This is a genomic window from Vibrio sp. J1-1 (assembly GCF_021728395.1).
Lineage (GTDB): Bacteria > Pseudomonadota > Gammaproteobacteria > Enterobacterales > Vibrionaceae > Vibrio.
The window spans coordinates 270,761-282,897 of sequence record NZ_JAKKCM010000003.1; the positions used below are offsets into that span (position 1 = coordinate 270,761).

Sequence of the window (12,137 nt, forward strand, 5' to 3'; positions counted from 1 at the left end):
AAGCGGGGCAATTATACTCATGCATCATCAATTAAAGTAATGCCGCCCTCACACTTTCCCATAAGATTCATGATTGATTCACCAATCTTTGTGATAAAACTCACAATAAAAAGGAAAACGTTTTCGAATCTAAACACTTTCTTTGAATTCTATTCACATATTGAGAAGGCAAAATTGCTATTTTTCCACAGTTGAGACGCAATCGATTGCTTTTCTCCTCTACGCAGCTCTACGAGCACATTTAATACTTGGATGAGTTTAGCTGGGTGGTTTGGTTGCCCCTGATATCCAAGTATAGGCATATCTGGTGCATCTGTTTCGATTAGTAGGTTTTCAAGGTCTAATTTTTGAATTGCGTCGCGGGTTTTTTGGGCTCGTGGATAGGTAATCGTTCCACCTACACCGATGAAAAAACCTAATCTGACCCACTCCATTGCTTGCTGATAACTACCAGCAAAAGCATGCACGACACCACCTTTAGGCAGCTTCGCCGCTTTGACCATTTGAATAAGTCGATTGTGTGCTTTTCGGCTATGTAAAATGACAGGAAGATCGAAACGTCTGGCGAGTTCAAATTGAGTTTGAAGCACCTTTTCTTGCAACTGAGGATCTACGTCAATCGCAAAATCTAATCCACACTCCCCGATCGCAACGCACTGTGGAGCTTTTTGTTTTAGATAATGTTCCAGTTCAGAGAGGTGCCGCTCAAAATTCTCTTCCAGAAAATACGGATGAAACCCCAGCGCATAATATAAGTGGGAATATTGATTGGCCAACGTTTGAATACGGAACCAATTAGAGGGTCCAACAGAGGGTATCAGGATTCTGCTCACCCCTTGTTCTTGAGCAAGAGTCAGGTTGTGCTCAAAGTCATCTTGAAACACGTCAAAGTCAAAATGACAGTGCGTGTCAAAGAGCTTCATCTTGCGACTTTCTATTGCTCTCAGAGGATTTAAGCGCTGCGTTTTGTTCCTCACTTTGATGAGCAGGATCTTTTCTGTAAGGCACACAACTGCGTTTTTGATCTGGCGTCAGTCCCATCTCTTTGCACCAATCGTCGTAGCGCTTGATGCCTCTTTTCAACCAATTCATATTTCCTCCGCTATCTCTAATCACTTATTTACTCAGATTGGCATCATCCAATCCAAGTCATTTTTACTGATATAAAAACGCCCTTGACTAAGTCTATAGCCAAGGGCGTTTTAAAATCCAGTCACTGTGTAAGTGAGCTTTAATTAACGTCGATTAGTGCTCACGAGTCGCGCGGAAATCAATATCCGGGAAACGCTCTTTCGCTAGGTTCAAGTTAACCATTGTCGGTGCAATGTACGTTAAGTTGTCACCACCATCGAGTGCTAAGTTGCTCTGATTCTTACGTTGGAACTCGTCTAGTTTCTTAGCGTCGCCACACTCAACCCAACGAGCTGTCGCGACGTTTACACCTTCGTAAATCGCTTCTACGTTGTACTCAGACTTCAGACGAGCGACAACCACGTCAAACTGAAGTACACCAACCGCACCAACGATCAGGTCGTTGTTTTGCAGTGGACGGAACACCTGCACCGCACCTTCTTCAGACAACTGAACCAAACCTTTCAGTAGCTGCTTCTGCTTCAGTGGATCTTTCAGACGAATACGACGGAACAGCTCCGGTGCAAAGTTCGGAATACCAGAGAACTTAAGCGATTCACCTTGCGTGAAGGTATCACCAATCTGAATAGTGCCGTGGTTATGTAGACCGATAATATCACCTGCGTAAGCGTGTTCTGCACGAGCACGATCACCCGCCATAAAGGTTACCGCATCTGAGATGCTTACCTGCTTACCTAGGCGAACATGGTTCATCTTCATGCCTTGCGTGTAAGTACCCGATACAATACGCATAAAGGCGATACGGTCGCGGTGTTTTGGATCCATGTTTGCCTGAATTTTGAAAACGAAACCAGAGAACTTCTCTTCTGTCGCTTCAACATCACGCTCAACCGCTTGACGAGTCTTCGGCGCAGGCGCCCACTCAGTCAAACCATCCAACATGTGGTCAACACCGAAGTTACCTAATGCCGTACCGAAGTAAACTGGTGTTAACTCACCAGTCAGGAATGATTCCAGTTCGAACTCTGGACAAGCACCCATTACGAGTTCAAGCTCTTCACGTACGCTTTCTGCCAGATCTGCACCGACTTTTTCATCCAGTTCTGGGTTATCCAAACCTTTGATGATGCGAACTTCCTGAATCTCATGACCATGGCCAGATTCATAAAGGATCGTCTCGTCACGGTGAATGTGGTACACACCTTTAAACTCTTTACCACAACCAATCGGCCAAGTAATTGGCGCACACATCATACCCAGTTCGCTTTCAACTTCGTCCAATACTTCCATTGGATCGCGAACATCACGGTCAAGTTTGTTCATGAAGGTGACAATTGGCGTATCACGAAGACGCGTAACTTCCATCAGTTTACGAGTACGATCCTCGACACCTTTCGCTGCATCGATAACCATCAAACAAGAGTCAACCGCAGTTAGTGTGCGGTAGGTATCTTCAGAGAAGTCTTCGTGCCCCGGTGTATCTAGCAGGTTTACCAGACAATCGTTGTAAGGAAACTGCATCACAGAAGTGGTTACCGAGATACCACGTTCCTTTTCCATTTCCATCCAGTCAGATTTGGCATGCTGAGCATTACCACGACCTTTAACGGTACCTGCTTTTTGGATCGCATTTCCGAATAAAAGTACTTTTTCGGTAATGGTTGTTTTACCCGCATCCGGGTGAGAAATAATAGCGAATGTTCTACGTTTAGAGACTTCGCCTAGAAAAGGTGTATTTGACATGAAACTGGTCTTCTTTGATGTCTGCATGCTTGCTGAAAAGCAAACACACATTTTAGATTCAATTTTGCGCGGTATTCTCGCTTATTATTGCTTTAGGGGCAACAGATCGCTTTAGGGGCAACTGATTGCTCTAGGGGCAACATCCCTAATGAAGTCTGTGGGTGACTAATGGAAGAAGATATAACTCATGATGATCGCATCTTCTTTACCATTCCCTGTTTTGGCAGGGTAATAGTTATATCGGCGGTCCAATTCATTGAAACCGGCTTGTTCATAGATATGGATGGCAGCGTGGTTACTTTCTCTCACTTCCAGCCAAGCACTTTCTGCTTTGACTTGCTCACAGTGATGTAGAAATGCATCCAACAACTTTTGACCATAGCCTTTGCCTTGCTGCGAAGGATCGACGGCAATATTCAGCAGTGTTACTTCTCCGACAATGTTCTGTGCATAAAAATAACCAAGGACAGAGTCACCTTCTAACATCACATGGTGACAAGCACCTCGGCTTGATAAGTTACGAACCAATGACTCAGCCCAAGGGTGAGAATGCGCTTGCTGTTCGATTTGCCAAACTTGCTCCAAATGCGCTTCACACATCGGAATAATTTCAATCGTCATGATTTAACCTATTTAACGCTTAGCTTGCTATATACATAGATTCGTATCGCACACTAAGACTTTTATCAGCATTACGAATAAGAACAAATTTGCTGCCAAAGTGCTCTTTTTTGTTCGTTGTTCCCATCAATTTCCTCAAGTAACGGGGAAGTTAGTTGCTTGATGTTTGGCTCCCCCGTCACATCACACCCAGAGAACCATACCCATTCCAACTGATGTTTCCCTAGCAAAGAGAAGCGTTCAGGTTCCAGATGCATGGCTTGATCGAGTGTTAACTTCATACTCTTGAGTATTTTCTCGAATAGGATAGCTGACTCATTCACAGGACAGATTGGGGAAACCAGTAGAAGCTTGCAAGCACTTGGCAGATCAATCACTGGTGATTGATAGCCCGCTAATCTATCTGGATGAATCAACTCCCAAGTGCTGATTCCCATTTCATGTAAGTACTGTTTCTCGTTAATCGACATTTTTCGTCACCTGTTTGAACCAGGTAATACTATCAAATTATAGTGACGATACCTAACAACCAAAGACATTGGATGTATTGATGAGGGAATAAGGGAAATGAGAAGAAAGGGAAAGATTTAACTAGGATTCGACGTCAATGCGGATAACAAAGCCATCACTTTGCTAGTTACTGATGTGATGGTTTAAAGCAGCCAGTTCATAACCACCAGCTGCTCAGAGGCTTATAAGTCGTCGAACTCAGGCGAATAATCAATGCGACCAGAACGTCCTACACATTGGCCTTCAATAACTTCAGCAATACGGAACGCCCCTTGAGGCGCTTCCCACTCGCATTCAAACCCCATTTCTGCACAAGATTTAAATCCCTGACGAGCATAGTATTCAGGTGAACCGAGCACAACACATACCGGATAACCAAAATCACGTAAAAACTCGAAGCCTTCTTTAATCAACTCAGCACCGATACCTTGACGTCGATAGTCTTCGTGTACCGCTAATGGCGCCAATCCTTGCCATGACAAATCTTCACCATTTAACGTAACTGGGCTAAATAAAGCATGACCAATCACTTCCCCCTCATCCGTGCACGCCACCAACGACAAGGTCAGCTTGCCATTTTCACGTAAACGCATCACTAAATTAGCTTCAGCGTCAGTTGGAAAAGCGTGTTTCAATAAGCGGTCAATGGTTAGAATGTCCGCAGGGGCTTCAGTTCGAATAAGCATTCGCTACTCCGGGTTGTTGTGCAGGCTCATGAACCCCTTTTTGGACAAAATCTGCCAATTGATTCAGAGCGACTTGCATGGCTTTTGGTAACTGCTCTAAGTCTACACTGTCCATTAAGTTTTTCACTTCTAAGCCAAGCTCAGTGTCTCCTTCAATAGAAAGGCGACGTTGGAAGAACAACGTGTCAGGGTCTTCTTTACGACCAGCAATTAATACTAGGTCGTTTAGATTACCACTAAAACTCACATCTTCCTGAACTGGTTTTTCAGCAACAAGCAAGTTTTCATCTTGATAGCTGATATACCATGCTAAATTCAAGTCTTTAATCGCAACTTTTAACCACTTATCTTCCAGAAATTCAAAGTCGCCATCTTCCAGCGCTTCTTTGAATATCATTTTCAGACCTTCAAGTAAGGCTTTTTTCTGAACCGTTTGAGGTAATAACTGGACTGGAGAGCGCAAGATATTGGCTGCGTTCTTGACTAGTTGACTGCGAATCTTGTTTAACACGTTCATTATCCGTTACTTTATCATCAGGGCGACCATATTACGCAATTGTGTAAATCTGATACCTGTTATGCATCAATAAACAGCTTGTTTTCAGATGACCATAAATGCCTAGTTTTTTGACCTTACGTGTATTATTGATGAGAACAATGAGATAAACACTTTAATAACTCTATTTTCAAAGTTATAGTGATCGACCGTATTTTGGTGATTGTCAGCAACGCAATTCAAATAAGTCAATGACTTAACAAGCTTTGATAGATTCACGCGTTGAACTTCACCGGAGCGAACTTTCTCAACTAGCACGTTTAAAACGGACGACTAATCTGGCTCATCGGAGATCGGTAACAACTTAATGCCTTCCCAGCAATTACAACATTGGTTTGCCACGCTAACCTCAAATAGCCCTTTCTTCTTCGCCATCCTTGATAAAAAACACAATTATCGAATGGTGAACGATCGCTATTGTGATATCGCCGGATTGTGTAATGCAGAGCTCATTGGGCTCAACGATGTTCACGTGTTGGGAGAACAGTTCTACAAAAAGCTTTCCCCTTATTATCAACGTGCTTTCGATGGTAAGCATGTAGAAGCGGAGATTACTCTGGATGAAACGGATCTAGAAACCAGCCTTCATTTTAGTTTGTCTCCGGTTTATGAAGGAAATGATATCCGGTTTGTGGTTTTTCATGCTGTCGATACCTCAGAGAAACACATCCTTGTCCGCTCCCTAGAAGAGTCAGAGAGCAAGTTTGCCAAACTAACCCAACTTTTGCCCGATGGTTTATTGCTTATAGAAGAAGATATCATTATTTCGGCGAATCCAGCATCGGCAAGGTTACTCGGGATAAACTCCCCCCACGATCTGCTTGGAGAAAAGCTCAGCCGTTTATTCATTGATGAAAATACCAAAAAAGTCTTCGGTCACCCTTTAAGTACACTGATTTCTGACAAACCTTTTGTTTGCTTAACCAGCGCGCGATGTGGATTTGAGCGCAAAGTACAACTTCATGCAGATTCAACCGCCATACTGGGTAGTGCCTCAAAAATCATTCTGATTCAGGATGCCGACAATGCGCCAAAGAGTTTATCTGCGTCTTTGGGTGAAGATGCGAATATTGACTCCCTGACGAAGCTGTACAATCGTTTTGGTTTTACCAAACGTCTGGAGCAACTTATAAAAAAGCAGACTCCACTACTGCTCTTCTATCTGGATATCGATAACTTTAAAAATATCAATGATTCTCTTGGTCATCATATTGGTGACAAAGTAATCCAAGAGGTCTCTGCACGTCTGAAGCGTTTATTACCAAGTCAGGCAATCCTTGGGCATCTGGGCAGTGATGAGTTCGGTATTCTGCTACCTGAGCCTGAAAATGCGCGAATGGCTGAAATTCTGTCGGATCGCATTATTTCGCTGATCAACCAACCTTTCGACTTACATCACTTTAGCAAACGTCTTGCTTGTTCAATTGGTAGCGTTCGCTATCCAGAAGATGGCCAAGATGCCCGCATTTTGCTGCAAAACGCCGATACTGCCATGTATGAGGCAAAAGATCGCGGCCGAAACCGACTGATCAAATTCAACGATCAGATGAATAAAGAAGCGCGAATGCGTTTGTGGTTAGAAATTGAGCTACAAAAAGCCTTGCAACAAAATGGGTTGGAAGTGTGGTATCAACCGAAAGTAAACGCGCGCGATTTCAGTATCAACGGGGCAGAAGCCTTAGTGCGTTGGAAACACCCTGTCGAGGGTTATATTAGCCCTGGTGCATTCATTCCCGTAGCCGAACGAGCAGGGTTAATCGAGCACCTAGGACGAGTGGTAATGCGTGATGTTTTTAATACAGTAAAACGCTGGAAGCAGCAAAGCGTTTTGCCAGGGCGCGTCGCGATTAACTTATCTCCCGAGCAGTTTGGCAACCCACAACTTATCGACTTTATGGAAAAGTTACTGCGTACGACAGAGCTTGACCCAAGTTGTATTACGTTTGAGCTTACTGAAAGCGCCGTAATGAGCGACAGTGAACATACATTGCAAATGCTAAACGCCATCAAAAAGCTGGGGTTTGCCCTATCTATTGATGACTTTGGAACCGGGTACTCGTCTCTCTCTTACTTAGCCCGATTCCCTATTGATGAGCTTAAAATCGACCGGGCTTTTATTAATGATATTGACACACTGCCTAAGCAAGTGACCGTTATAGAAAACATCATCAATCTCGGTAAATCCCTAGATTTATCCGTTGTCGCGGAAGGGGTCGAAACCCATCAGCAAGCGACCTTGCTTTCTAACCTGCAATGTCACTCTATTCAGGGCTTCCACTTTTACCGCCCGCAACCTAAACACGAAATTGAAGAGCTCTTTGTGCAAAATCGTCGTCACAAGAACTGACTCTTTACTCCCAAAGAGTAAATGTTGAGTTTATTGAGCTAAACCTAACTTAGGTCAATTTTGCTATTCATAATCCTTCATAAAATGCGGACACCTTTTTCTCAATGATTATGAGCCTATGGAACTCTTGTGTCCTGCGGGCAACCTGCCTGCATTAAAGACTGCTATTGATTGTGGAGCAGATGCCGTGTACATCGGCTTTAAAGACGATACCAATGCACGTCACTTTGCCGGATTAAACTTTCATGGCAAGAAGCTAGAGAAAGCGGTGCAATACGTTCACGACCGCAACAAAAAAATCCACGTCGCGCTCAATACATTTGCCCATCCAAATGGTTTTGAACGCTGGACGAATGCCGTAGACAACGCCGCGTCATTAGGTGTTGATGCTCTGATCGTCGCTGATATCGCGGTACTGGAGTACGCGGCACGAAAATATCCAGAGTTAGAGCTTCATCTCTCGGTACAAGCCTCTGCCACCAATGTCGCGGCCATTGAGTTCTATAAACAGAACTTCAACGTTAAACGTGTCGTGCTGCCGCGAGTCCTGTCGATTCATCAGGTTAAACAGTTATCGCGCAATATCACCAGCGATGTAGAGCTAGAGGTGTTTGCCTTTGGTAGTTTATGCATCATGTCTGAAGGCCGTTGTTATTTATCTTCGTACATGACGGGGGAGTCGCCGAATACCGTTGGCGCTTGCTCGCCAGCAAAATACGTACGCTGGCAAGAGACCGAGCAAGGGTTGGAATCGCGACTCAACAACATTCTGATTGACCGTTACAGCGAAGGGGAAAATGCGGGGTATCCGACCTTGTGTAAAGGCCGCTTTGAAGCGGAAATTGAAGGTGAGAAAAAACGCTACCACGCACTAGAAGAACCAACCAGCCTGAATACACTTTCAATGCTTCCAGAATTGTTTGCAGCCAATGTTGCGTCGGTAAAAATTGAAGGCCGTCAGCGAAGCCCCGCTTACGTAGAACAAGTGACTCGCACATGGAGAGCGGCGATTGACCGTTACCAGGCAAACCCTGCTGCGTACCAAGTGGAAGAGGCCTGGAATACAACGTTAGCTAACGTATCAGAAGGCACGCAAACCACATTAGGCGCTTATCATCGTCAATGGCAGTAGAGGTAAACATGGAAAATTCAATGAAGTACGCACTTGGTCCATTACTCTATTTCTGGCCAAAACAAGATGTGGAAGCGTTCTATCACCAAGCAAAAGAAAGTACAGCAGACATCATCTATTTAGGAGAAACGGTCTGCTCTAAACGACGAGAGATGAAACCAGCGTATTGGTTTGATATCGCGAAAGAGCTCTCAGCATCCGGCAAACAGGTAGTACTCTCAACCATGGCGCTGTTGGAAGCTCCAAGTGAAGTTAACATTATGAAGAAGTACATCGATAATGGTGATTTCGCGATTGAGGCCAATGATGTCTCTGCGGTTCAGCTAGCAGCAGAGCGCCGAGTGCCGTTTGTCGTTGGCCCGGCAATTAATACTTACAATGCACATACACTGAACCTATTTCTCAAACAGGGCATGACGCGCTGGTGTATGCCAGTGGAACTGTCGCGTGATTGGTTAAGTGATACATTAGCGCAATGTGAGAGTCTTGGTATCCGCAATAAATTTGAAGTAGAAGTATTCAGTCATGGCTATCTGCCACTGGCCTACTCTGCTCGTTGCTTTACCGCTCGCGCTGAAAACCGTGCAAAAGACGATTGCGAGACCTGCTGTATTAAATACCCAACTGGTATTCAGGTAAGCAGTCAGGAGGGGCAAGAAGTGTTCAATCTTAATGGTATCCAAACTCAGTCTGGTTACTGTTACAACTTAATCAATGACTTGCCAGGCATGCAGGGGTTGGTTGATGTGGTACGGCTTAGCCCACTAGGCATCAGTACCCTGTCTGAATTAGAGCAATTCCGTGCCAATGAACAGGGCGACAAGCCTCAGAAGCTGGAAAGCCGTCAATGCAATGGTTACTGGCACCAACTAGCAGGTCTGGACGTCAAAAATATCTGACTCTAAAAATAAATAAAGCGAGGTCAATGCCTCGCTTTATTTTGCTTGTTTCTGTCAAGACGATTGCATGCTAGGTTCTACAGGGCTCTCACTGAGCAACTTCTTCACATCACGCCACAACATACTCATCACTACCAAACTTAACGCAATGTTAGACAATGGGAAGGCAATCCAAATCCCCACCACGCCGAATATTTTAGGCATGATAAACAGAAATGGTAGCTGAACCATGATATTACCAACCGTAATGAACATCGCCTTACTGCCTTTGTTCATCGACTGATAATACGCGGCCGAGACCATTAAGAAGCCATCTAAGAACAAAGCGAACATGTGCAGTCGGATACCCATGACTGCACTTTCAATTAACTGCTGATCTGAGCTATTAAAGACTGAAACGACCTCGTAAGGGAAAACGTTCATCAAGGTAACAAAACCAATGCCTCCCAACACCGCGGTGCCCATGGCTATTTTAAGCAGCTTACGAATATTTTGCGGATTACGCGTCCCATGGTTATAGCTCACCAGAGGCTGCATGCCGTTAGCAATGCCCTCTGCGACTAAGAAATAAACCGTGACGATATAACCGAGGATCGCATAAGCGCCAATCAATAGCGCACTGCCATATTGAGCAAACAACGAATTATGCAGCGCTACCATGATAGAGCCATAAGCGTACATAAAAAAGCTGGAGCTACCGATCATCACGACCTTAGGTACGATATCAAACTGTACTTGCAGATCACTAAAACGTAAGCGCAGCTTAGCTTTGGAACTGAAGAAGTAACCAATACCGAGAACCGTCACGACCATCTGGGCTAATGCGGTAGCAATGGCAGCACCGGTCAACTCCCATCCCAACCAAGCAATAAAGACATAGTCTAGTAAGATGTTTATCGCAGCACCTGTCACCATAAGTATCGTGGCTAAGTTAGGGCTATCATCGTTTCGCAATAGAAATGGCGCAGCGATCGAGCCAAGCGTGAATATGCACGACACAATCAATATTTGTAAGTACTGTAGACCTAACTCGTACACTGGGCCCTGCGCCCCTTGCCAACGAATAAACGCGTCTGAAAAGTAGAAAAGAACCGTTGCAACAACTGGCATCAATGCGGCGAGTAATAATAACCCGGTAGATAAAATGCGTTTAGCACCTTCTTGGTCTTGTTCACCACGCTTGATAGAAACCAGTGCTCCCGTGCCGACGCCAACCATCATACCGACGCCTAAGATTGTACCAATAACAGGCCACGCGACGTTAATTCCAGCCAACCCATCAGCTCCAACATAGCGGCCAATAAAAATGCCGTCGATCACTTGATACAAACCATTCACCAACATGGCAGCAACGGTTGGAATCGTGTACTTCCAAAACTGTCTATATATCGAGCCTTGCATAACAACCACCAGCAGTTAGCAAAGCTAACCAATTAATATTAAAAATTATTTTGTTCTGTCTGGACAAAAACATGTATGACAAAACACGAACGGCTAATATGATGAGTTCTAATCACGTAAGACTAACCAGAGAAGACACACAAATTTACTTCCCGAAGAGAACATCCGTCGAGTCGCTCCAGTATCAAAAAACCGCTCAGTGAGCGGCTTTAGACTAGTTCTCTGATTGTTGCTCGGCTTTCAGCCTCGCCATCCTGTCCTGCTGCAACTGCTCATAAATCTGAGCTAATTCGAGAAATGAGTACCGATGCTCTACGTAATCATAAACGTTGAAGGATATCGCCAATTTATACAGTGATATTGCACTCGCCAAGTCACCTTGAAGCTGATGACGCTTCCCTAAGTAAAAGTAAGTCTCCGTGAGTCGCTCAGCAAGACGATAGTTTTCTCGTGTGCCATCCATGATCAATTTCAGAGCTTGCTCGTCTGAAACGTCACGCAGCATAATGGCCACTAAGACCCATCCCCACTCTTCACTTCGCTCTCGTTGATAGTGCTTCTTCAGGTTTGCTTTCGCTTGCTCCGGATCCTGATCAGCTTCAATAATGTAGAGCCACAACGCACGGAATGGATCGCTTGGCATCTCTTCATAGTGCTTATTCATGTCTTCCAGAGCGAGTTCAATCCGGCCACCATAGTACAATGCTATGGCACGGTTTCTTTCGGCATACGTGTTATCAGGAGCCAGTTCTAAGGTTGAATCAAAAGCTTCATAAGCGGCATCAAACTCTCCAACCTGAGTAAAGTAAACCCCTAATAGATTGAAGATATCAGGTTGAGCAGGGTTCAATTGTAAAGATTGGTTGAAATCCAAACGAGCAAGGTCACGTAAGCCAACACTGTCATAGTAATTGCCGCGCTCATAGTGCATTTTTGCACGAACTTCATCACTAAGGTCTGGGCGCTGAAGAAGCTGAGATAAACGCGCAATTTGCACCTCTTGCTGCACGCTAGGTTGCAGCGGTACCGCCATTGGTGGGTAAACCCACTGCATGGCCGATTGCTGAGAAGTATTTGCACAACCGGTCAGCACGATAGCAACACATAAACTTGCGGTTTGAAACCATTTCACTAATTGATACTCCTAATT

At 44.6% G+C, this 12,137-nt stretch carries 12 protein-coding genes; 3 read left to right on the top strand and 9 right to left on the bottom strand.

Annotation, left to right across the window (positions count from 1 at the left end; translation table 11 throughout):
* Nucleotides 1-149 precede the first annotated feature (149 nt).
* The 7 genes from L3V31_RS06120 to L3V31_RS06150 all read right to left on the bottom strand — a co-directional run bounded on the left by L3V31_RS06120 (nt 150) and on the right by L3V31_RS06150 (nt 5,163).
* A complete protein-coding gene (locus tag L3V31_RS06120; RefSeq protein WP_237315236.1) occupies nt 150-923 on the bottom strand; it encodes a TatD family hydrolase in 774 nt (257 codons plus the stop codon).
* Nucleotides 910-1,092, bottom strand: a complete 183-nt coding sequence (locus L3V31_RS06125; protein WP_237315237.1) for a DUF5363 family protein — start codon at nt 1,090-1,092, stop codon at nt 910-912. The genes L3V31_RS06120 and L3V31_RS06125 overlap by 14 nt, the downstream gene beginning before the upstream one ends.
* Nucleotides 1,093-1,245: 153 nt before the next feature.
* Nucleotides 1,246-2,835: a peptide chain release factor 3 gene (gene prfC / locus L3V31_RS06130; protein ID WP_237315238.1), complete on the bottom strand. Its 1,590-nt coding sequence runs from the start codon at nt 2,833-2,835 to the stop codon at nt 1,246-1,248.
* A gap of 165 nt (nt 2,836-3,000) precedes the next feature.
* Nucleotides 3,001-3,456: a ribosomal protein S18-alanine N-acetyltransferase gene (gene rimI / locus L3V31_RS06135; RefSeq protein ID WP_237315239.1), complete on the bottom strand. Its 456-nt coding sequence runs from the start codon at nt 3,454-3,456 to the stop codon at nt 3,001-3,003.
* A 71-nt stretch (nt 3,457-3,527) separates the two neighbouring features.
* The gene (locus L3V31_RS06140) at nt 3,528-3,926 is read right to left on the bottom strand and encodes a DNA polymerase III subunit psi (protein WP_237315240.1); all 399 of its coding nucleotides are present in this window, start codon (nt 3,924-3,926) and stop codon (nt 3,528-3,530) included.
* A gap of 222 nt (nt 3,927-4,148) precedes the next feature.
* Nucleotides 4,149-4,652, bottom strand: coding sequence for an N-acetyltransferase (locus L3V31_RS06145; RefSeq protein ID WP_237315241.1), 504 nt, complete (start codon nt 4,650-4,652; stop codon nt 4,149-4,151).
* Complete coding sequence (locus tag L3V31_RS06150) at nt 4,636-5,163, bottom strand: SCP2 domain-containing protein (RefSeq protein WP_237315242.1); 528 nt, start codon at nt 5,161-5,163, stop codon at nt 4,636-4,638. Before L3V31_RS06150 ends, L3V31_RS06145 begins: the two co-directional genes overlap by 17 nt.
* Before the next feature lie 352 nt (nt 5,164-5,515).
* On the opposite strand from L3V31_RS06150, the gene L3V31_RS06155 reads away from it, so the two are divergent.
* The 3 genes from L3V31_RS06155 to L3V31_RS06165 all read left to right on the top strand — a co-directional run bounded on the left by L3V31_RS06155 (nt 5,516) and on the right by L3V31_RS06165 (nt 9,586).
* Complete coding sequence (locus L3V31_RS06155; RefSeq protein WP_237315243.1) at nt 5,516-7,555, top strand: bifunctional diguanylate cyclase/phosphodiesterase; 2,040 nt, start codon at nt 5,516-5,518, stop codon at nt 7,553-7,555.
* Between the two features lie 118 nt (nt 7,556-7,673).
* Nucleotides 7,674-8,687, top strand: a complete 1,014-nt coding sequence (locus tag L3V31_RS06160; RefSeq protein ID WP_237315244.1) for a peptidase U32 family protein — start codon at nt 7,674-7,676, stop codon at nt 8,685-8,687.
* Nucleotides 8,688-8,707: 20 nt separating this feature from the next.
* Nucleotides 8,708-9,586 (top strand): U32 family peptidase, encoded by an 879-nt coding sequence (locus L3V31_RS06165; protein WP_237315245.1) that lies wholly within the window; start codon nt 8,708-8,710, stop codon nt 9,584-9,586.
* A 54-nt stretch (nt 9,587-9,640) separates the two neighbouring features.
* On the opposite strand, the gene L3V31_RS06170 is transcribed toward L3V31_RS06165, so the two are convergent.
* A complete protein-coding gene (locus L3V31_RS06170) occupies nt 9,641-10,987 on the bottom strand; it encodes an MATE family efflux transporter (RefSeq protein ID WP_237315246.1) in 1,347 nt (448 codons plus the stop codon).
* A gap of 214 nt (nt 10,988-11,201) precedes the next feature.
* Nucleotides 11,202-12,119 carry a lipoprotein NlpI gene (nlpI, locus tag L3V31_RS06175; RefSeq protein WP_237315247.1) on the bottom strand — a complete coding sequence of 306 codons (918 nt, stop codon included), beginning with the start codon at nt 12,117-12,119 and terminating at the stop codon, nt 11,202-11,204.
* Between the last annotated feature and the right edge of the window lie 18 nt (nt 12,120-12,137).